Consider the following 20,864-nt stretch of genomic DNA (forward strand, 5'->3'; position numbering starts at 1 on the left):
AACCGCTAGATTTTGGTGCTTGGTTCAATGGTAAATTCGTGCGAAATCAGTGTCTAGCAGGAATTCGTTAATTTCTTGCTTTGGCTTTTGGCAGTGTCTGTGACCAAAATGGCAGGTCCTGGCTGACGGAGGATGACGGGGAAGACCGCGGAGGACGGCACGCAAGCGGAGGGGTTACGGCATGGGGGCAGACGGATTACCGGCACCCTCCGATCGGCCGGGGCCCGGCGATCGGGCTTGCCGCCGCGACCTGCGCCCTCCACCTACCAGGGGCCGCTGACGCGAGGCAAGCGACAATGAGCCGTGGTCATCAAAGAAGCGTCCCGGACACAAGCGCACCGGGAACAACCGTTCCGGCCGACGCCTTTTCCCCCGGGGGGCTTCGCCGCGGCATCTCCCGCCGTGCAACCGCGGCCCGTGTGGCGGCATCCGTGGCGGCATCCCTGCTGGCGCTCGCCGGCTGCAGTTCCACCGGGCCGACCGACAATCCGGTGGCGCGCAAGCTGACCTGGTTCAGCTATCTCAACGGCGACGACCTGAGGTCACGCTGCGGCAAGGACGGGACCGACCGCTTCCGCCTGGTTTTCAACGCCGATTACAATCGTCATGTGCGGACATACGACGTTGTCGGCGACCCCGAGCGCGGCGGTGCCGCGGTGGAGGCGCATGTGATCGAGGCGACCGACCTCGCCCGCATCACGCCGGCCGATCCCTTCTCCGCCGCCCGCGGCCGCAAGGCGTCGCTGCAACTGAGCGCCGCACAGTACGACAGCTTCATCGGCCGCCTGCGCGAGGACGGGGCGTTCGACCCGCCGCCGCACGGGCTGCGGCTTCCGTCCAACGGCTTCTATTGGCTGATCAACGGCTGCCGCGCCGGGCAGTGGTTCTTCACCGCCTTTCCCTACCCGTCCAGCCGCTTCACCGATGCCCGGTTCCCGGAGCTTCTGCGCAGCATCGACCCGACCGGCGTCGCCTTCCCCGGCCTGCCGGAGCCGGAGGACGCGCCGCGCACCCTGCCCTCCTCCGGCCAGTTGGCGGACGGCGGCGTGTTCTTCGAGGTCCAAGTCGGACGCTATGGTCTGGTCGGCCCGACCGCACCCTTCGGGGCGCTGATGCTCGGCGCCCTTCCGGAGGATTGAACCGCTCAGGCCGGCTCTTCGGCCGGCTCTTCGGCCGGCTCTTCGGCGATCAGGCGCGGGCGCAGGCTGTCGGGCACCAGCGTCTCGACCCACGGGCCGTCCGGCATGCGGCGGGCCAGTTCCGTCAGATTGCGGTTCCACCACTGGCGCTGTTCGCTGAGGTCGTCGTAGTCGTAGTTCGACTGGCGCCAGCTGCGCGAGTCTGCATGGTAGGACACCATGTCGATGGGAAAGCCGACGTCGTTGCTGGAAAAGCGGGTGCTGTCGAAGGACAGATAGGCCAGCTTCAGCGCCGTCTGCATGTCGGTGCCGTAGGTCAGGGCCCGGTCAAGGATCGGCTTGCCGTAGGCGGTGGCGCCGATCGACAGGTAGGGCGTGCGCTCGTCCACCTCGATCCAGTTGCCTTCCGGATAGACCAGGAACATGTAGGGTTCCCGGTCCTCGGCCAGCTGGCCGCCGATGATGGCGTGCAGGTTGAAGTGCAGCTTCGACGCCTCCAGCGACTCCTTGTCCTCCGCGGCGACTTGCCGCAGGCAGGCGGTGAAGGCCGATATTGCGTCCAGCATGGTCGGGTAGGCTTCGCCCCGGCGCTTCTGCATGTCGCGGCGCAGATAGGCGAGCGTCTTGTCGCGCACGCTGCGCAGGCCGGAATTCATGATGAAGAAGCGGTCGCCGCCGCTGCCCATCATCGTCACCTTGCGGGCCGAGGAAAGCTGCGAGCCGCTGGTGATGCGGCCGTCCGACAGACCGATCAGGCCGTCGCGTGTCTTGATGCCAAGGCAATAGGTCATGATCGAAGGGGTCCCAAAGATGCGGCCTGGAGAGCGGACGGCCGGGAGCGCCGCGTCCAAGCGCCGCACCTGACCATTGGCCGAGGCGATTCACGCCCACGGCCACGCTACACTTGTCCCACCGCCGGTAAATCCTTCGTTAAGGAGTTGCTTCCTTAAGGAGTTGCCACCGGCTTCGCGACCACCGCACCCGTCGGCAACGTCCGCAACGCCGTGCTCATCGGAATTTCGCGCAATCGGGGTATGGTGCAGTGCAAAAGTACAGGCCGGGTACTTGCCGAACGGACTGTTGACAGCGCCCCAAGCTTAGCCCATAAAATCCTCATATTGCAGTGCAGCATTCCTGAGGCCGAATTGCGGTTTCGGGGACCGGCCGGACCGGATGCACAACGTATAAACGCAACGCAAACCGCTGCCGGCAGGCATCGCGCCCCGCTCCGCGGCGGCCGGGCCCATCTTCCAAACGTCGGCATCAGCCAGGAAGGAACGCGCGTCATGAACCAGTTCACGCCGAAGTCGCTCGAGAACGTCGCCGCCCAGGCCAAGGAGCAGTATGAGGGTCTGGTGAAGGCCGGTCAGGAGCAGACGGTCAAGCAGTTCGAGCAGACCGCGACCGCCGCCAAGGAGCAGTTCGAGAAGACCGCCGCCCAGCTGCTGAAGAGCTATGAGGACCTGCAGGCCACCGGCAAGGCGAATGTCGAGGCACTGATCGCCAGCAGCACCATCGCCGCCAAGGGCGCCGAGGATCTGGGCCGCGAGGTCGTCGCCTACGGCCAGTCGGCGCTGGACAAGTCGATCACCACCGGCAAGGCCCTGCTGTCCGCCAAGACCCTGCAGGAAGTCGTCGAGCTGCAGAACGACTTCCTGAAGTCGAGCTTCGACGCGATGCTGGCCGAGACCAGCCGCCTGCAGGAGCTGACCACCAAGGTCACCAACGAGGCGCTGGCCCCGCTGAACGCCCGCGTCACCGCGACGGTGGAGACCTTCTCCAAGCCGATCGCCGCCTGACCGGCCCGATCCGATGGAGTGTGACGGCCGGGGTTCAGCGATGGGCCCCGGCCGTCACAAACGGCCCGGCAACCACCACGCGGTTGCCGGGCCGTTTGCGTTTGAATAAGACACGGCTTGCACTTCTGGATTTTTGTGCAGTGCACAATTCCGCCATTGACTCAGGCCCCCGCTTTCCTTAAATTCTGCTTATGTTGCAGTGCAGCATATCTCGGGCGCCCGCCCTGCCGGGGTCCGAGGGTTTCAACCCACTCCGCACCCGGTCGCCGCATCGGCGGGGCCGCGCGGTTGACCCCTGAGAGAGCGCGAGGAGCATAGCCATGTCCGACCAGATCACCGCCGTCACCAAATCCGTCGAAGACGCCATCGCCACCGCCAAGCAGAACCTGGAAGGCCTCGTGAAGGCCCAGCAGGAGCAGATCGAAAAGGCCTCCGCCCAGGTGCTGAAGGGCTATGACGAGCTGACCGTGCTGACCAAGCAGAATGTCGACGCCTTCGTGAAGTCCGGCACCGTCGTCGCCAAGGGCGCCGAAGAGGCCGGCAAGCAGGTCGCCGCCTTCACCCAGTCCTCGCTGGAGAAGAGCGTGTCGAACGCCAAGGCCCTGCTGGCGGTGAAGACGATCCAGGAACTGATCGAGCTGCAGAACGCCTACACCAAGGCCAGCATCGACGCGCTGGTGTCGGAAAGCACCAAGATGCAGGAACTGACCGTCAAGATCGCCAACGAGGCGCTGGCTCCGCTGAGCGCCCGCGTCAACGCCACGGTCGAGGTCCTGTCGAAGAAGGCCGCTTGATCGGCGGAACCGGCCGGGGCCTGACCGGCCTGCCGACCGTTCCCAGGTGATGGCCCGCATTGCGGTGGCCCGGCATCCCTGACAGGGGTGCCGGGCCGCTTTGTGTTTACATTCGACTGAATCCCCGCGATGCCACGGAAAGGGGCTAGGGTTTTCCGCCGATTGCGGCCCGACCGAAAGCGATGTCTCCTATTACGGGGTAGCGGGAGGGCCGGCGGACCAAAGGAGGGTCTGCCAAATGGAGGGTGACTGAAAACGGCCCCTTCCCACCGCGACCGAAATGCCCATATCATTCACATAGACAGTGCATCGCGATGACATTCGACTGGGACCATGGCCGACTCTGACAAGCAGGGCAACGACGGCACAAACAGCGGCGTGGTCGTCAAGGCCAAGCCGAAGACCAAAAAGCCGTCGATGTACAAAGTGTTGATGCTGAACGACGATTACACTCCGATGGAGTTCGTCGTTCTCGTTCTCGAACGCTTCTTCAGCAAATCGCGGGAGGAAGCGACACAGATCATGCTGCATGTGCACCGGCGGGGTGTGGGGTTGTGCGGCGTGTTCACCTACGAGGTGGCGGAGACGAAAGTCACGCAGGTGATGGACTTTGCGCGCCAGAACCAGCACCCGCTGCAATGCACGTTAGAAAAGGATTAGACCCACACATGCTGTCGCGTAACCTGGAACAGACGCTGCACCGAGCCCTGGCCCACGCGAACGAGCGCAGGCATGAATACGCGACGCTCGAACATCTGCTTCTCGCGTTGACCGAAGACTCCGATGCTACCGCCGTCTTGCGCGCTTGCGGGATCGACCTCGACCGACTGCGCGCGGAACTGTCGGATTACCTCGACAACGAACTTGCGAACCTTATCACGAACAGGCCCGATGACGCCAAGCCGACGGCTGGTTTCCAACGGGTTCTGCAGCGTGCGGCCATCCACGTCCAGTCGTCGGGACGTGAGGAGGTGACGGGAGCAAATGTGCTCGTCGCCTTGTTCTCTGAACGCGAGAGCCACGCGGTTTATTTCCTGCAGGAGCAGGAGATGACCCGGTTCGACGCGGTCAACTACATCTCTCACGGAATCGCGAAGGCTCCGGGCCGCTCGGAAACAAAGCGTGTCTCGGGCGCTGACGACGAGGCGGCGGCGGAGAAGGTCGTGAAAAAAGGCAGCGAAGCGCTCGAGGCTTACTGTGTCAACCTGAACAAGAAGGCGTCCGGCGGGAAGATCGATCCGCTGATCGGCCGGGAGCAGGAGGTCGAACGGACCATCCAGATCCTGTGCCGGCGGTCGAAGAACAATCCGCTGTATGTCGGCGACCCCGGTGTCGGCAAGACCGCCATCGCCGAGGGCCTGGCCCGTCGCATCGTCCAGCAGGAAGTGCCGGAGGTGCTGCGCAACGCCACCATCTTCGCGCTCGACATGGGCTCGCTGCTGGCCGGCACGCGCTACCGCGGCGATTTCGAGGAGCGGCTGAAGGCCGTCGTGTCGGAACTCGAGGCGACGGAGGGGGCCATCCTCTTCATCGACGAGATCCACACGGTGATCGGCGCCGGTGCCACCTCGGGCGGTGCGATGGATGCTTCGAACCTGCTGAAGCCGGCGCTGGCCTCCGGTTCGCTGCGCTGCATCGGGTCGACCACCTACAAGGAATACCGCAGCTACTTCGAGAAGGACCGGGCGCTGGTCCGCCGCTTCCAGAAGATCGACGTCAACGAGCCGTCGGTCGAGGATGCGATCAAGATCCTGCAGGGCTTGAAGCCGTACTACGAGAAGCACCACAAGGTCACCTACACCAACGACGCCATCCGCGTCGCGGTGGAACTGTCGGCGAAGTACATCGGCGACCGCAAGCTGCCCGACAAAGCCATCGACATCATCGACGAGGTCGGTGCGGCGCAGATGCTGCTGCCGGAGAACAAGCGCCGCAAGAAGATCGGCGTGAAGGACGTCGAGGCGGTGGTCGCCAAGATCGCCCGCATCCCGCCGAAGTCGGTCAGCCGCGACGACAAGGAAACGCTGCTGAACCTTGAGCGTGACCTGAAGACCATGGTCTTCGGCCAGAACAAGGCGATCGACGCGCTGGTCTCCGCGATCAAGCTGGCCCGCGCCGGCCTGCGCGAGCCGGAGAAGCCCATCGGCAACTACCTGTTCACCGGCCCGACCGGTGTCGGCAAGACCGAGGTGGCCCGCCAGCTCGCCATGACTCTCGGCATCGAGCTGACCCGCTTCGACATGTCGGAGTATATGGAGCGGCATACGGTGTCGCGCCTGATCGGCGCCCCGCCGGGATATGTCGGCTTCGACCAGGGCGGCATGCTGACCGACGCCATCGACCAGCACCCGCACTGCGTCCTGCTGCTGGACGAGATCGAGAAGGCCCACCCGGATCTGTTCAACATCCTGTTGCAGATCATGGACCACGGCAAGCTGACCGACCACAACGGCAAGATCGTCGATTTCCGCAACGTCATCCTGATCATGACCTCGAACGCCGGGGCCGCCGACATGGCCAAGCCCGCCATCGGCTTCGAGCGTGACCGCCGGGTCGGCGAGGACATCGAAGCGGTCGAGAAGATGTTCACGCCGGAGTTCCGCAACCGTCTCGACGCGATCATCCCGTTCGCGCCGCTGACGCAGGAGGTCATCAACCGCGTCGTCGACAAGTTCATCATGCAGATGGAAGCGCAGTTGGAAGACCGCGGCGTGTCCATCGAGTTGAACGAGGAGGCGCGCGAGTGGCTGGGCAAGAAGGGCTACGACCCGCTCTACGGCGCCCGTCCGCTTGGCCGCGTGATCCAGGAGTACATCAAGAAGCCGCTGGCGGAAGAGCTGCTGTTCGGCAAGCTCAGCAAGGGCGGCCTCGTCAAGGTCACCGTCAAGGACGACAAGCCGGCCTTCGACTATGCCGAGGGCAACCGGCCGAAGCGCACCTCCGGCGACGACGACGAGGAAATGGTGTCGGAGATGGTCGAGTAACCCGGCTACTCCGTTTCATATCGTGAAAAATGGGGGCCGTCCGCGGCCCCCTTTTTGTTGTCCCGCCGGCGAATGCGCTCTTTTGCATCGTCTCGTCACCGCGCGATACTTTTGCGCGAAGGCCGGACTGCGCTATGGTCGGCACCATGACCGATCCCGCCGCCATGCAGCCCGCAGCTCAGCAGTCCACAGATGCGCAGGCCCCCTTGCTGCCCGCGCCCGACGCGCTGCGCATCGCCTTCGCCTGCGCCGACACGGACGAGGCGCGCGCAGCCCGCACCCGGCTGGTCCACCGCTACGGCAACGCCATGCCGGACGAGGCCGACGTGATCGTGGCGCTGGGTGGCGATGGCTTCTTGCTGGAAACGCTGCATCGGGCGCTCACCCGTGATCGCGAACGGCCGACACCGGTCTATGGCATGAACCGCGGGTCGGTCGGCTTCCTGCTGAACGCCTACCGCGAGGAGGATTTGGCGGAGCGCATCGTGGCATCGCAGCATGTCCGCCTGCACCCGCTGCGCATGATCGCCACCAGGGTGAATGGCGAGCGCGTGGAAGCGCTGGGCATCAACGAAGTGTCGCTCCTGCGCGAAACCCGCCAAGCTGCCAAGCTGCGCATCACCATCGACGGGGTGGTCCGGTTGCCGGAGCTGATCTGCGACGGCGCCCTGGTCGCGACGCCGGCCGGCAGCACCGCCTACAACCTGTCGGCCCATGGCCCCATCGTGCCGCTGAACGCCGGGGTTCTGGCCCTGACGCCGATCAGCGCGTTCCGTCCGCGGCGCTGGCGTGGCGCCCTGCTGCCCCACGCCGCCCGGATCACCTTCGACGTTCTGGAGGAGGTGAAGCGCCCGGTCAGCGCCGTCGCCGACTTCACCGAGGTGCGCGAGGTTCTGCAGGTGGAGGTTCAGGAATGCCGCGAGGTCGGCCTGACCCTGCTGTTCGACCCGGAACTGAATTTCGAGGAACGCATCCTCAAGGAGCAGTTCGCGCCTTGACTCCTCACGCTCTTCTGGCGACCCACACCGCGGTCAGGTCGTCGCGCAGGGGCAGGCGGGTGCGGGCGTAGAAGCTGTCCATCATCGGGCCGAGCGGGTGGACGCGGTCCTTGGCCAGCGCGTCGCGGACGAAGTCCGGCACGGCATCCTGCCCCAACGGGCCGAGTTCATCGCCGCCGCATTCGATCAGCGCATCGCTGTAGAGGAACAGGAAGCCGCCGCGCGGCAGGCGGAAGCTGCGGTCGACATACTGCGCCCGCCGCGAGGCGCCCAGCACCAGCCCGGCCGAATCGAGCAGCCGGATGTCCGGCCCATCGCCCTTCACGCCGGCCGGCGTGCCCAGCACAGGATTGGGCGACCCCGCTGCGGCGAAGGTCAGCGTGTCGATGGCAAGGTCGAGGATGCCGAAGAAGGCAGTGGCGAACTGTCCCGTCGGCAGCACGTCCTTCAACGCGGCATTCAGCTGCGCCAGCCATTGCGACGGCGCCACATGGTGCATGGGAAAGCGGTCGATCAGCGTGTGCAGACGGAAGGTGTTGATCGCCGCGGTGATGCCGTGCCCGGCGAAATCGACCATCAGCAGCCCCAGCCGCCGGTCGCCCAGCGGGTAGAGTCCCCAGAAATCGCCACCCAACTCCGACGATGTCTCAAAATGGGCGTCCAGCGTCAGGCCGTAGCGGTCGGCCACCTCCGCCAACCGCCGCTTTTCCGGCAGAAGCGAGGTCTGCATGGCGCGGGCGTGCGACAGCTCCCGCTGCACCCTCTCCCGAAAGGCGGCGAGATCGCTGAACAGCTTGCGCTTTTCCAATTGATGGCGGACGCGGGCGACGCATTCGCCGGGCTTGATCGGCTTGGAAATGAAATCGCTGCCGCCGGCCTCGAAACAGCGCACCTGCTCCTCGTCGCTGTCCAGCGCGGTCTGGAACAGGACCGGCAGTTCCTCATGCGTCGCGTTGCGGCGCAACGCCTCGCACATCTCCCAGCCGTTCATCACCGGCATGTCGACGTCGAGAAGGACGAGATCGGGACGGAAGCGGTCGACCGCCGCCAGCCCTTCCCGGCCGTTCTCGGCGAAGGCGATGTCGGTGATGCCGGCGCGGCGGATCACCAGGGCCAGCGATTTGCGGTTGAACTCGTTGTCGTCGACGATCAGGACGCGGCAGTCCGACAGCGACAAGGCAGGCACGGGCATGCTGGCTCCGTCAGCGGTCGAACTGCAGGACGGTGCAGCGCCCGCCGTCGGTCACGGTCACACGGGAGGCCAGCGTGCGCATGAAGACGAAGCCGCGGCCCGACCGCGCCTTGTTGCCGGTGATCGCCGGCGCCAGCTCTGTGTCGAAGCCGCCGCCCTGGTCGACCACGGCGATGGCGATGCTGTGATCGGTCCAGCGGCAGAAGATGTCCAGCCGCCGCCGCACCACGGCAGGGTCGCCCAGCCGGTCGCGCATCATCTCGCCGAAGCGGCGATAGCCGCCGGGCTCGCCCTTGACCGCGCTCGACAGGCCGAGGTTGCCGTGGACGATGGCGTTGGCGACCGCCTCGTGCAGGCAAAGCTCCACGTTGGACCGGCGCTGCGGGTCCAGTGCCCCGCGCCGCACCAGTTCGTCGCAGACCAGGACCGGACATTGCAGGCCATAGGCGCTGCCGGTGGTCAGCGACAGGTAGAATCCGGGCAGTCGCGGATGCTCCGCCGCCGGCGCGCCCGACCAGTCGTCCAGGAGCGCCGCGCATTCATCGGTTCCCTCCCCCAACTCGACCGTCAGGAAAGGGCTGCGGTCGAAGGCGGCGCGCAGCCGGTCGCGGTCCGCCCGCTCCAGCAGCTGGGCCTCCACCGCCGGACAGACGCCCTCCGCAGCGTCCGGCAGGCAGGCCGTCCCGACCCCGGTGCCGTCGAAGCGGGAGAAGATCCGGGCGGCCATGTCCGCCGGGACACGGTCGCGCAGCACGCTGAAGGCACGGAGCGCCGGTTCGGCCGGGCTGTCGGGAAGGGCGGCGTCCATGGCGGCAATCTCCCCAGCGAAAGGGACCGGCGCTGCCGGCGGCAGAAGGCCGGCTACCGGATGTTCAATGTTCGGCCGGATGTCAATGTTCGGCCGGATGTCAATGTTCGAAGGTGATGATCTCGGACAGACGGGCAAGCTCGATCGATCGCCTCACGTCGCCGGCCGCCCCGCGGACGATCAGCTTCGTGTTCCGGGTCTCCGCCTCTTCCTGCAGGATCAGCAGCATGCCGAGGCCGGCGGAGTCGATGAACTCAAGCCCCGCCAGGTCGAGCACGACCCGGCTGCCCGGCATTTCATGCAGCTCGGTCACGATTTCGACCAGACGGTCGTGGTCGGTGAACTCCATCCGTCCGGACAGCCGGATCTCGGGAACCGCATCGGTTCTGATCGTCTTGAATTCCATACTTCCCTCACCCGTCCATCGCCGGCCGGCCATGCGCGTGCAGTCCGGACGGCTCTCATGCAAATGCGGGTAAAACACCTAGCATCCGCTTATGCACAGTAGTGCAAGCCCGGCCTTGTCCTCAAGCCCGGATGCCATGCAGGCCTTGCCTATCACCCTGGCGCGACACTTTTCCCATGTGCGGCACCCCGGGTTCACCCCCATGGACGCGCCATCGGCAACGGGGTAGAACGTCTTGACGGGTGCACGCGCGCTGCGTGCCGCACCAACGAACGTCCGGAACGGCAGTGCATGACCAGGATCGCTGAGGCGTGGCGGCGCGTGCCGGCGGTATCGGCAAAATTCCTGCTGATCCTGGTCCCAAGCCTGGTGGTCACCGTCTCGCTGTCTTCCGCCCTGTTCTTCTACGACCGCTACCAGGATCTGCAGGCGGCCCTGCGGGACAAGGTGGCGACCATCGCCGACATCAATGCGGCGGCGCTGTCCAACAACCTGTGGACCTTCGACGTCCAGGCGATCCGCAACGTGATCCAGGCCATCGGCGCCAACCGCGAATTGGTCTGCGTCGAGGTGACGGACGATCTGGCCGACGGGCTGTTCGCCTGGCCGGGGCCGAGCTGCCCCTTGAGCGGCGACGCCAACATCGAACGGCGCCCCATCCGGGTGCAGAACCTCCAGGTCGGCACCATCACCCTGCACTACGACCACAAGGTCGTGCGCGAACAGTTGCGGCAGGAGGTGGTGAATACCGCCGTCCTCCTTCTGCTGATGCTGGCCGGCACCATCGCGGCGGCTCTGGCGGCGCTTCGGCTGACGGTGGGACGGCCGCTGCGGCGGCTGATCGCCTCCATCCTGGAATCGGAACGCGGCGGCGGGCTTCAGCCGGTGGATTGGCGCGCCTCCGACGAGCTCGGCCGGGTGATCCAGGCCCACAACGCCATGCTCGCGCGGCTGGGGCAGGAGGAAGCCGCCCTGCGCAAGAGCGAGCAGCGGCTGGCGCTGGCCATCACCGCCACCCGCTCCTCCGTTTGGGATTACGACCTGCGGACCGGGCAGTATTGGTGGTCGAAGGAGTTCCCCGCGCTGCTCGGCTACGGACCGAACGATCTGACCATGACGACGGAAACCTGGGCCTCGCTGCTGCATCCGGACGAAGCGGAACGGGTGATGGCCGAGTCGCGGCGGCGGCTGCGCGACCGGGCCATGGCCTACACCGCGGTCTACCGCATGCGCAGGCGCGATGGCCGCTGGGCCTGGATCGAGGATCGCGCCACCGCGCAACGCGATCCCGACGGCCGCGCCCGGCGGCTGACCGGCACGATGTCCGACGTCACCGAACGGGTGCGGGCGGAACTTGATTTGGCGCACGAGCGCAACGTGCTGCAGGTCACGCTGGACAACACCGACCAGGGTATCATCAAGGTAGACGGCGGCGGCCGTGTGGTCATGGCCAACAGCCGCGCGGCGGAACTGTTGAACATCCCGCCGGACATGCTGACCGGCAGCCCGCGCTTCGCCGACGTGGTCGCCCTTCAGCGCCGCCAGGGCGAGTTCGGCGAGATGGGCGACGATCCCGACCTGTATCTGAGTTATGGGATCGGCGGGCTGGGCGGGGGGCTGGACGGGTTGGCCGGCACCATCGACCAGCCCTTCACCTTCAAGCGCCGCCGCCCCGATGGCCGCATCGTGGAGGTGCGCACCAACCCGCTGCCGGAGGGCGGCTTCGTCCGCACCCTGACCGACGTGACGGTGGAGGCGCGGTCGGCCGAGGAAATCTTCAACGCGATGCAGGAGCTGGAGCGGGCCTATGCCGACCTGAAGGAGACCCAGGCCAATCTGGTCCAGGCGGAGAAGATGGCCTCGCTCGCCCTGCTGGTCGCCGGCGTGGCGCACGAGATCAACACGCCCATCGGCATCGCCTTCGGCTGCGCCACCCATCTGTCGGGACGAACCGGCACGCTGGCCGAGGCGTTCGAGCGCGGGACGATGAAGAAGTCCGACCTTGCCGCCTATGTCGCCACAGCCGGCGAGTCCTCCCGCCTGATCGAACAGAACCTGACCCGCGCCGCCGAGCTGATCCAGAGCTTCAAGCGGGTCGCCGTCGACCAGACCAGCGAGGAGCGGCGCCGCTTCGACCTGCTGGCCTATCTGGAAGAGGTGGTGACCTCGCTCGGCCCCACCCTGCGCAAGAGCCGCCACCGCGTCGCCATCGCCTGTTCGCCCGGCATCCTGATGGACAGCTTCCCCGGCGCCTTGAGCCAGGTGGTGACCAATCTGGTGATGAACGCGCTGACCCACGCCTTCCCGTCCGACTGCAAGGGGCACATGGTGATCGACGTGGACGAGATGCCGGATGACGAGGTGGAGATCCGCTTCGCCGACGACGGCGTCGGCATCCCGGCGGAAAATCTGCCCAAGGTGTTCGAACCTTTCTTCACAACCCGGCGCGGGTCGGGCGGCAGCGGGCTGGGGCTGCACATCGTCTTCAACCTGGTCACCCAGTCGCTGGGCGGGCGGATCTCGGTTGACAGCGTTCCCGGCGATGGAACTACCTTCACTCTGCGAATCCCGCGGACCGCCGCCAACCCGCAGGCGGCCCCGCAACCCCAGTCGCAGCCGCCCCACCTTCCGACGCCCGTCCCGCTGGAGACCGACCCCGCATGAGCACCGGCGCCGCCTTTGACGACGACGAGATTCTGTTCGCCGACGAGGAGGCGGAGGGCCTTGCGGATCGCTCCGGCGCCACGGCGGTCCAGCGCGCGCCCGCGCACGACCCGGCCGCCCCTCCCTGGACCATCCTGGTGGTGGACGACGAATCGGACGTCCACTCCATGACCGGCCTGCTGCTGGCCGACGTCGCCTTCCAGCGGCGGCGGCTGGAACTCGTCAGCTGCTTCACCGCGGCGGACGCCCGTTCGGTTCTGGAACACCGCCGCGACATCGCCGTGATCCTGCTGGACGTGGTGATGGAGGAGGATGATTCGGGCCTGAAGCTGGTCCGCTGGATCAGGGATGATCTGGGCAACCGCGACGTCCGCATCATCCTGCGCACCGGCCAGCCGGGACAGGCGCCGCAGCGCGACGTGATCGTCGATTACGACATCAACGACTACAAGCCGAAGGCCGACCTGTCGGCGGAAAGCCTGTTCACCGCCGTGATCGCGGCGTTGCGCGCCTTCGACCAGATCCAATCGATCGAAACCCGCGTGGCGGAACGCACGCGCGAGCTGCGCGAAAGCCGCGAGCAGGCGGAGGAGGCGACCAAGGCCAAGTCCGCCTTCCTCGCCACCATGAGCCACGAGATCCGCACGCCGATGAACGGGGTGCTGGGCATGCTTGGCCTGCTGGAACGGACCGATCTGGACGAGCACCAGCGCGACACCGTCGCCACCATGCGCGAATCGGCCAGTGCGCTGTTGCGGATCATCGACGACATCTTGGATTTCTCCAAGATCGAAGCCGGGAAAATGGATCTGGAGCGGGTGCCGCTGTCGGTCCCGGCATTGGTCGAGGGGGTGGCGGAAACGCTGGCGCCCGCCGCCGGGGCGAAGGGGCTGGCGCTGCTGACCTATGTGGACCCTGCAATTCCGCCGGCCCTGCTGGGCGATCCGGTGCGGCTGCGCCAGATCCTGTTCAACCTTGCCGGCAACGCCATCAAGTTCACCGAGGCCGGCCGCGTCGTCATGCGCGCCGAACTTGAGCCCGCAGCCGCGGATGACGATGACGACGGCGGCACGGAGCCGCTGCTGCGCATCGCCGTCTGCGACACCGGGATCGGCATCGCCGAATCCACCTGCCAGCGCCTGTTCCAGCCCTTCACCCAGGCGGAAAGTTCAACCACCCGGCGATTCGGCGGCACCGGGCTGGGGTTGTCGATCAGCCGGCGGCTGGCCGCGCTGATGGGCGGCGAGATCGCGGTGGAGAGCGAACCCGGCGCCGGCTCCACCTTCTGGCTGCGCCTGCCGATGGCCCGGGCGGCGGCACCCGCCCCGGCGGAGGACGGCAGCGACGCCATCGGACTGGATGGCCTGACGGTGCTGCTGGGCGTGCCCGACGATACCGAGCGCGGGTTCCTCGCCCGCTATCTGGAACAGGCCGGCGCCCGCGTGCTGCCCGCCGCCTCTCCGCCCGAACTGGCGACCCAGGCCCGCGTCGCGCGGGAGGCCGGATGCGCCGTCGGCGTCGTCACCATCGACGAGGCGCTGCATGTTCCCGCCGCGGCCTGCGCACCCGACGAGTTCGGCCGCCGCAGCGGCGAGCCCCGGCCGCCGGTGGTCCTGCTCTGCCACGAGACGGGGGGAGAGGCGTCCACCACCTCCCGTCCCGGCACGCGGGGCGCGGAGCCCGGCACCGTGGTGCTGAGCCGCCCGATACGCCGGCTGGTGCTGCTGCGCGCAGTGGCGGTCGCCGCCGGGCGGCTGGTTCCCTCGCCGCCTGCCGCCCCGCCCGCCACCCATGCATGCCCCCATGACGCCGCCCCGCACAGCGCCTCCCCCACGCCCGCCGCCGGCCGTACCGCCGCCGCCCCCAGCGTGGAAGAGGCGATGACCCAGGGGCGGCTGATCCTGGTGGCGGAAGACAATCCGGTGAACCGCAAGGTTCTGCTGATGCAGCTACAGGCCCTGGGCTATGCCGCGGAGATGGCACCGGGCGGGGCGGAGGCGCTGGCCGCCCTGGACGCGATGCGCCAGGGCCGGCGCCGCTACGCCCTGCTGTTGACCGATGTCCAGATGCCGGAGATCGACGGCTTCGAGCTGACCCGCCGCATCCGCGCCGCCGAAGCAGGTGTCGGTAAATCGGGTATTGGCAACCGCCTGCCGGTCGTCGCGATCACCGCCAACGCCGCCCCCGCCGACATCGAGAACTACCGCACCGCTGGCATGGACGATGTGCTGAGCAAGCCGCTGGAGCTGTCGCAACTGGCCGTCGCCCTCGCCCGCTGGATGCCGCCGGCGCCGGTTTCGCCCGATGCGGCGGAAAGCGCTCCGCCGCCGCCTGCACCGCCGCCGGCCGACGGTGACGCGCTGATCGAGCTCGGCAGCCTGCGGGCGCTGTGCGGCGGCGATGCGGCGATGCTGGCGGAGCTGCTCGACGACTTCGTTACCATCGGCCGCGGGATCGTCGCCGATCTGGATACCGCGCTGGGCAACGGCGACCGCGACTGGATGCGGGCCTGCGCCCACAATCTGAAAGGCTCCTCACGCAATGCCGGCGCCAAGCCGCTGGCGGAAGCCGCCCGCGTCCTGGAGCAGGCCGCCGCCGAGGGCGCGCCGCTTTCCCAGCTTGCGGAGGCGGCCGACCGGCTGCGCGGCATCTTCGCGGCGACTTGCGGGGCCATCGGCAAGGAGTTGGCCGAAGCGGAGAGTCCGGCACGATGAACGATCCGACGACCCGCCACCCCAGCCGCCGCGAGGCGCTGGGCCTTCTGCTGGGCGCTGCCGCGGCGACCGCCACCTCGCCACTGCAGGCCCAGAATGCACCGGCCCAGGATGCACCGACGGATGTCGGCGTGCCGCGGCTGGGCGAGGAGTTGACACCCTTCGGGGCGGTGCGCGCCGGCAACCGCACCCGTGCGATTCCCGCCTGGACCGGCGGGTTAACCCAGGCGCCGCGCGGCTATGTGCCCGGCCGCCCCTCCCCCGATCCCTTTATCGAGGATGTCCGCTGGTTCACCGTCGGCGCCGCCGATGTGGAGCGCTACAAGGTCCGGCTGACCGCCGGGCAACAGGCCTTGCTGGAGAAATATCCGGAAAGCTTCGAGCTGGCGCTGTTCCCCTGCCGGCGCAGCGCCGCCGCCCCGCAACGAGTCTATGACGCGTCGATGGCGAATGCCGACCGGGGCGCGCTGGGGGCGAACGGCCTGGTCCTGCGGGATGCCGCCGTCGGCGTGCCCTTCCCGATCCCCGCCAACGGGCTGCAGGCGATGTGGAACCACAAGTTGCGCTGGCGCGGCGAGCGGGTGACGCGCACCAGCCTGACCATGGTCCTGTCCGGCGACGGGGCACGCACGCAAACCAGGCTGCGCGAGGATTTCCTCTCTCCCTACGCGGCGGGGGACGCCACGGCACCGCCGCTGCTCTACCGTCGCACGATTCTGGATCCGAAGGAGCAGGCAGGCAGCAGTCTGATCGTCCAAGCGACGCTCGACCCCATTGCCGCGCGGACCCGCGCCTGGGCGCGAGAGGGCGAACGCGGCCGGGTGGTGCCGGCGCCCGACTTTTCCTACGACACGCCGGACCCGGTGACGGGCGGCATCTGCACCGCCGACATGCTGGACATGTTCAGCGGCGCGCTCGACCGCTTCGATTTCACGCTGGTGACGCGGCGAGAGATGTACATGCCCTACAACGCCCACCGGCTGACCAATCCCGGCCTGACGGCGCGGGACATCCTGTGGCCGGGCCATCCCAACCCGCAGTTCCTGCGCTATGAGATGCACCGGGTCTGGGTGGTGGACGCCCGGCTGAAGCCGAACTTCCAGCATGCCCTGCCCGACCGCACCTATTACCTAGATGAGGACAGCTGGCAGATCCTGGCGTCGGAGCATTACAACGGCAAGGGCGAGCTTCTGCGCTACGCCGAGGCGCATCCGATCCCGCACTGGCAGGTCCCGGCCCTGGTTCCGACGGTGGAGTTCGCCTTCGACCTGACCGCCGACCGCTATGTCGCCCGCGGCATCGACAACGGCCTGCCGCCGCCGCAGTTCGACGCGCCGCTCAAGCCGGAAGATTTCACCCCCGAGGCCCTGGTCCGCCGCGGCCGGCGGGGGTGAGAACTCCAATGCTTACGTCGACCCGGTCTGCCGCACGTCGTGGACTTCGGCCGGCTGGGTGGCGTGGCGGTTCAGAACCTCGAGCGCGATGCGTTCGCGGGCGGCGTCGCCGACATTGACCCACAGCAGGATGCCGCCCTTGTCGAGATGCTGCAGCATCGGCTCGTTGCGCTTGTCGGTGATCCATTGCGACAGGAAGGAGCCGGCGGCTCCGCTGCCAACCCCGGCGGCAGCCGCGGCGGCAGCGGCGGCGAGCGCCGTCCCGCCGGTGGCCAGGATGGCGCCGGTGGCGATGATGGCGCCGACATAGGCGGGGAAGCCGACGGCGGCACCCTGGCCGCTGCCGATATCCTCCGGCGAGATGTAGGCCTGCCGCGGGGCGTTGGGATCGTGGGCGAGGCTGCCGACATCGCCGGGCACGCTTCCCAGCCGCTCGCGGATCGTCTCGTCATTGGCCAGCAGGCTCAGTTCATGGCGCTGGAAACCGGCCAGCGACAGATCGTCGATGGCGTTCTGCAGGGATTCGCGGCTGTCGAAGATCGCCACCGCTTCGCGCACCGTGGCGTCTGCGGATCCTCCGCTGTCTCCGGTCCAGGCGCTGGAATCGATTGTGGTCGGGTTCTGGTCGCGGCTTTCGATCATGCCTCCACCCCTTCGCTTCGCAGGATGTCCGTACAATCCGGATCCAACCGCAAAGGGGGGCCAAGGTTCCGCCCGTGCTTCCGATGAGCCTTCCGGCCGGAACCCCGATCAGGAGCGGGCCGCCGCGGCGGGCGGAGGCACGACCCCGCGCGGCTCCGGCATGGCGCCCAGGAACCACCAGAGGCCGAGCCCGATCAGCACGGCCTTCACCAGCAGGAACAGCGCGATGTGGCGGGCAAGCGGGTTGCGGAGCATGACGGTCCTCATGTCGATGCGGCGCCCGCACGGAACAGGCAAGGCCGATCTGGCAATGGCGCCCGTCTTTTGGCTAGTATCCGGCACCCCTGCTGTCAAGGAAGGACACCCGCCATGAAGCGGCTCCTGCTCGCCACCCTCCTCGCCGCCGGCCTGTCCGCCGGCTCCGCCGCCCCGGCGCTCGCCCAGATCAGCCTGTTCCAGGACACCGGGCTGATGCAGGCGGTCAACGATGGCGATGTCGCCAAGGTGAAGGGCGCCCTGTTGCGGGGCGAGAACCCCAACCAGGCCGACATCCACGGCAAGACCGCCCTGTTGGCGGCGGTGGACCGGTCCAGCCCGGCGATGGCCGGCCTGCTGCTGGACGGCGGCGCCAACGTCAACCGCGGCGACAAGGCCGGCAACACCCCGCTGCTGGCCGCTGCCGAGAACGGCAACCCGGAACTGATTGACCTGCTGCTGAAGAAGGGCGCCAAGGTCGATCAGGAGAACCGCGAGGGCATGACCCCGCTGATGGTCGCCGCCCGCGCCGGCCGCGCCGATGTGGTGGACCGGCTGCTGAAGGCCGGGGCCAAGGTCGACCGCTCCGACTTCACCGGCCGCACCGCCCTGAACTGGGCGCAGGAAAGCCGCAATGCCCGCGTCGGCACCCTGTTGCGGCAAGCCGGCGCCCGCTGATGCACATCCTCTAATCGCGGAGTCGCCATGTTCGGTTCGGCCTTCGGCGGTCCCGGCCCGCTGCTGCTTCTGCTGTTGGCGCTGGGGATCGACGCGCTGTTCGGCGACTGGCTGGACCGTATCCTGCCCGACCCGGCGGGGCTGGCGCGGCGCTTCTGCAACGCCGCCGACGCCCGGCTGAACCGGGCGGAACGCGGCGCCTCGGCACAGCTGCTCCGCGGAGCGCTGGTGGTGTTGGCGCTGCTGGTGATCGCCGTGGCGGCCGGGCTGGCGGTCGAATGGGTCGGCTCCATCGGCCGAGGCTGGATGCTGGAACTGCTGGCCCTGCTCTGCGGCCTGCGCGGGCGGGCGGCCTGGACCCGCGTGCGGGCGGTCCGCCGCGCGCTGGAGAACGGCGGCGTGGTGCCCGGCCAGGAGGCGATCCAGTCGCTGACCCGCCGCCACGTCTATGGGCTGGACGAGCACGGCATCGCCCGCGCAGCGGTGGAGGCCGCGGCCCGCGCCTTCGACCGCAAGCTGGTGGCGCCGGTCTTCGGCTATGCCCTGCTCGGTGTGCCGGGCCTGTTCGTCTGGACTGCGATGGACGGCGCCGATGCCGCGTTGGGCAGCCCCGGCGTCCGCCATGGCCGCTTTGGATCGACCGCGGCGACGCTGGACGACGCGCTGAACGCCCTGCCCGCCCGGCTGGCCGGCCTGCTGCTGGCGCTCGCCGCCCCCTTCATCGGCACCGCCAAGGCCGCCAGCGCCTTCCGCGCGCTGCGCAGCGACGCGCGCAAGCACCCGTCGCTGAACATGGGCTGGCCCATTGCCGCGATGGCGGGCGCGCTGGGGTTGGCGCTGGGCGGGCCGCACCGCGACGGCGGCGTGGTCATCACCGAAAGCTGGATCGGCGACGGCCGCGCCCGCGTCACACCCGCCGACATCGGGCGAGCGCTCGCTCTATCCGCCGTCGCCGCGCTACTGCTGGTCGGGCTGGTGGCGCTGCTGCTGTGGGGAATGACTCTATCTGATTAGCAAATCAAGACAGGTTCAAGCAATAAGCATCTATTGGTTTCTAGTGTCAAAATTTTTCTTTTATTTCCTCATATATCTTCTTGTCTTTTTCCGACATTTTGTCCAAGTGGCTACTAGATTTCTCGATCAAATTTTTAATGTCACTTGAGATTTTCTCAAGCCGCTCTGGTTCTTTCAAATCCAATGCATGCACCGCAACTTCGTTGATGAATTTAACGCAAAAGAAGAGAGACGTCATTCCAAGTATTATATTGAAATAATCCGGTATGCTGTAAGAAAAAAATGCTGTTATGGCAGCGAAAAGAATAGCTGTCGCTGTTAGGCGAATTAGATTCGCAGTTGCCGCGACTGGCTTTTTCTCTGCCAGTTCTGTAAAGTTTCTTCTCTTTGCATAGAGATCTGTAATTTTTTTGAGAGATTTCAGAGATTTCTTCAGAGATCTCCGTCGCAATCCGTTGATAATATCTGGTTTTAAGCCGACCAAAAGCCCAGCACAACCAAGCAAAATTCCTATCCATTCGAATACCGAACCGCCCATCCCGGCATACTCCAAAAGTGTTATCTCAATCCCGAAATCCATAAATGGTAGAGTTATATCAGTCAACGCAATCTGGTGGGTTAAAACACTTTCTCTTCTCGCGCTTCAGCCCGCCTGCGGGCCGACATCCTCAACCATGTAGAACGGCCCCTGCCAGTCGCGCTCGACCCGCAGGATGAAGCGGCTGATCCCGCCGGCCTTGATGGTCCAGAGGTCGCCGCCCTCATCCAGCGGGCGCAGATCCAGCTCGTCCGGCACCGGGGACTCGCCCAGCCGCTTCAGGATGCGGTCGGCGCGGGTGCGGTCGATGGCAGGCAGACTTTCGGCTGCGCGGGCATCGAAACGGTCGCTCTTCACATAGCGGGTGCCGGAACCCTGGATCGGGCTGGACGGCCGGCCCGGCTGCAGCCGCGCGCGCGCCGCCATCAGCCGCCAGCGCGCCGCGCCACAGGCTTGCACCGCCGCGGCATGGACGGCGGCGACCCGCTCGATCAACTCCGGGAACAGCGGCATCAGCTCCCGCCGCTTGTAGGCGACGCGGCTCATCAGGTCGTGGATCGAGCGTTCGGCCGTCGCGGCGGCTTCCGGCAACTCGTCGGTCTCGGCCGCTAACAGCGCCGGGATGGCGTCGAGCGCCGCCCCCGCCACCAGCGCGTCGATGCGGGCCAGCGCCGCCGCCCCCGCCGCATCGGTGCGGGCGATGGCGTCGGCCACCACCGGGCGGGCGCGGTCGAGCGCCTCGGCCCGCGGCACCTCGTCGGACAGGGCGGACAGCCATCCGGCGTCGAACAGGGTGCCGTCGGGGAAGGGAAGAAAGGCGCTCAATAGCTCTGGACCCGGTCGGT

The 20,864-nt window shown here is 67.2% G+C and carries 19 protein-coding genes; 11 read left to right on the forward strand and 8 right to left on the reverse strand.

The window, feature by feature from the left end; genetic code table 11:
- Positions 1–431: 431 nt before the first annotated feature.
- Entirely contained in the window at positions 432–1,139 is a 708-nt protein-coding gene (locus FZ983_RS20670) for a hypothetical protein (RefSeq protein ID WP_149225410.1), read from the forward strand.
- A 5-nt stretch (positions 1,140–1,144) separates the two neighbouring features.
- Here the strand turns inward: FZ983_RS20670 and FZ983_RS20675 are convergent, their stop codons facing one another.
- The gene (locus FZ983_RS20675; protein ID WP_149225411.1) at positions 1,145–1,930 is read right to left on the reverse strand and encodes a peptidase; all 786 of its coding nucleotides are present in this window, start codon (positions 1,928–1,930) and stop codon (positions 1,145–1,147) included.
- Positions 1,931–2,425: 495 nt separating this feature from the next.
- Between FZ983_RS20675 and phaP the strand changes: the two genes are divergently transcribed.
- The 5 genes from phaP to FZ983_RS20700 all read left to right on the forward strand — a co-directional run bounded on the left by phaP (position 2,426) and on the right by FZ983_RS20700 (position 7,714).
- Positions 2,426–2,938 (forward strand): TIGR01841 family phasin, encoded by a 513-nt coding sequence (phaP, locus tag FZ983_RS20680; protein ID WP_149225412.1) that lies wholly within the window; start codon positions 2,426–2,428, stop codon positions 2,936–2,938.
- Between the two features lie 320 nt (positions 2,939–3,258).
- Entirely contained in the window at positions 3,259–3,732 is a 474-nt protein-coding gene (locus tag FZ983_RS20685; protein WP_149225413.1) for a phasin family protein, read from the forward strand.
- Between the two features lie 333 nt (positions 3,733–4,065).
- Positions 4,066–4,392 carry an ATP-dependent Clp protease adapter ClpS gene (gene clpS / locus FZ983_RS20690; protein WP_014246998.1) on the forward strand — a complete coding sequence of 109 codons (327 nt, stop codon included), beginning with the start codon at positions 4,066–4,068 and terminating at the stop codon, positions 4,390–4,392.
- 8 nt (positions 4,393–4,400) lie between these two features.
- Positions 4,401–6,716 carry an ATP-dependent Clp protease ATP-binding subunit ClpA gene (gene clpA / locus FZ983_RS20695; protein ID WP_109075459.1) on the forward strand — a complete coding sequence of 772 codons (2,316 nt, stop codon included), beginning with the start codon at positions 4,401–4,403 and terminating at the stop codon, positions 6,714–6,716.
- Between the two features lie 146 nt (positions 6,717–6,862).
- Positions 6,863–7,714, forward strand: coding sequence for an NAD kinase (locus FZ983_RS20700; protein WP_247883891.1), 852 nt, complete (start codon positions 6,863–6,865; stop codon positions 7,712–7,714).
- 4 nt (positions 7,715–7,718) lie between these two features.
- On the opposite strand, the gene FZ983_RS20705 is transcribed toward FZ983_RS20700, so the two are convergent.
- From FZ983_RS20705 to FZ983_RS20715, 3 genes are all read right to left on the reverse strand, one after another.
- Positions 7,719–8,906: a fused response regulator/phosphatase gene (locus tag FZ983_RS20705; RefSeq protein WP_149225414.1), complete on the reverse strand. Its 1,188-nt coding sequence runs from the start codon at positions 8,904–8,906 to the stop codon at positions 7,719–7,721.
- Between the two features lie 10 nt (positions 8,907–8,916).
- The gene (locus FZ983_RS20710) at positions 8,917–9,714 is read right to left on the reverse strand and encodes an ATP-binding protein (protein ID WP_149225415.1); all 798 of its coding nucleotides are present in this window, start codon (positions 9,712–9,714) and stop codon (positions 8,917–8,919) included.
- Between the two features lie 100 nt (positions 9,715–9,814).
- Complete coding sequence (locus FZ983_RS20715) at positions 9,815–10,120, reverse strand: STAS domain-containing protein (protein ID WP_149225416.1); 306 nt, start codon at positions 10,118–10,120, stop codon at positions 9,815–9,817.
- Positions 10,121–10,411: 291 nt separating this feature from the next.
- Here FZ983_RS20715 and FZ983_RS20720 point away from each other — a divergent pair, with 291 nt between their 5' ends.
- The 3 genes from FZ983_RS20720 to FZ983_RS20730 are packed head-to-tail and all read left to right on the forward strand — an operon-like array spanning position 10,412 to position 16,892.
- Positions 10,412–12,784, forward strand: a complete 2,373-nt coding sequence (locus tag FZ983_RS20720) for an ATP-binding protein (RefSeq protein ID WP_149225417.1) — start codon at positions 10,412–10,414, stop codon at positions 12,782–12,784.
- Positions 12,781–15,498: a hybrid sensor histidine kinase/response regulator gene (locus FZ983_RS20725; protein WP_149225418.1), complete on the forward strand. Its 2,718-nt coding sequence runs from the start codon at positions 12,781–12,783 to the stop codon at positions 15,496–15,498. The genes FZ983_RS20720 and FZ983_RS20725 overlap by 4 nt, the downstream gene beginning before the upstream one ends.
- Positions 15,495–16,892 carry a DUF1329 domain-containing protein gene (locus FZ983_RS20730; protein ID WP_149225419.1) on the forward strand — a complete coding sequence of 466 codons (1,398 nt, stop codon included), beginning with the start codon at positions 15,495–15,497 and terminating at the stop codon, positions 16,890–16,892. Before FZ983_RS20725 ends, FZ983_RS20730 begins: the two co-directional genes overlap by 4 nt.
- Positions 16,893–16,904: 12 nt before the next feature.
- On the opposite strand, the gene FZ983_RS20735 is transcribed toward FZ983_RS20730, so the two are convergent.
- On the reverse strand, positions 16,905–17,534 hold the full coding sequence (locus FZ983_RS20735) for a hypothetical protein (RefSeq protein WP_149225420.1): 630 nt from the start codon (positions 17,532–17,534) through the stop codon (positions 16,905–16,907).
- Positions 17,535–17,642: 108 nt separating this feature from the next.
- Positions 17,643–17,789, reverse strand: a complete 147-nt coding sequence (locus FZ983_RS34230; protein WP_188092438.1) for a hypothetical protein — start codon at positions 17,787–17,789, stop codon at positions 17,643–17,645.
- Between the two features lie 114 nt (positions 17,790–17,903).
- Between FZ983_RS34230 and FZ983_RS20740 the strand changes: the two genes are divergently transcribed.
- Together FZ983_RS20740 and FZ983_RS20745 are read left to right on the forward strand one after the other, a co-directional pair.
- Positions 17,904–18,467, forward strand: coding sequence for an ankyrin repeat domain-containing protein (locus FZ983_RS20740; RefSeq protein ID WP_149225421.1), 564 nt, complete (start codon positions 17,904–17,906; stop codon positions 18,465–18,467).
- A 27-nt stretch (positions 18,468–18,494) separates the two neighbouring features.
- A complete protein-coding gene (locus tag FZ983_RS20745) occupies positions 18,495–19,481 on the forward strand; it encodes a cobalamin biosynthesis protein (protein WP_149225422.1) in 987 nt (328 codons plus the stop codon).
- Positions 19,482–19,527: 46 nt separating this feature from the next.
- On the opposite strand, the gene FZ983_RS20750 is transcribed toward FZ983_RS20745, so the two are convergent.
- Both FZ983_RS20750 and FZ983_RS20755 read right to left on the reverse strand, forming a co-directional pair.
- Positions 19,528–20,019 carry a hypothetical protein gene (locus FZ983_RS20750; RefSeq protein WP_149225423.1) on the reverse strand — a complete coding sequence of 164 codons (492 nt, stop codon included), beginning with the start codon at positions 20,017–20,019 and terminating at the stop codon, positions 19,528–19,530.
- 105 nt (positions 20,020–20,124) lie between these two features.
- On the reverse strand, positions 20,125–20,844 hold the full coding sequence (locus FZ983_RS20755; RefSeq protein ID WP_149225424.1) for a hypothetical protein: 720 nt from the start codon (positions 20,842–20,844) through the stop codon (positions 20,125–20,127).
- Positions 20,845–20,864 lie beyond the last annotated feature (20 nt).

Source organism: Azospirillum sp. B21 (assembly GCF_008364825.1).
GTDB lineage: Bacteria > Pseudomonadota > Alphaproteobacteria > Azospirillales > Azospirillaceae > Azospirillum.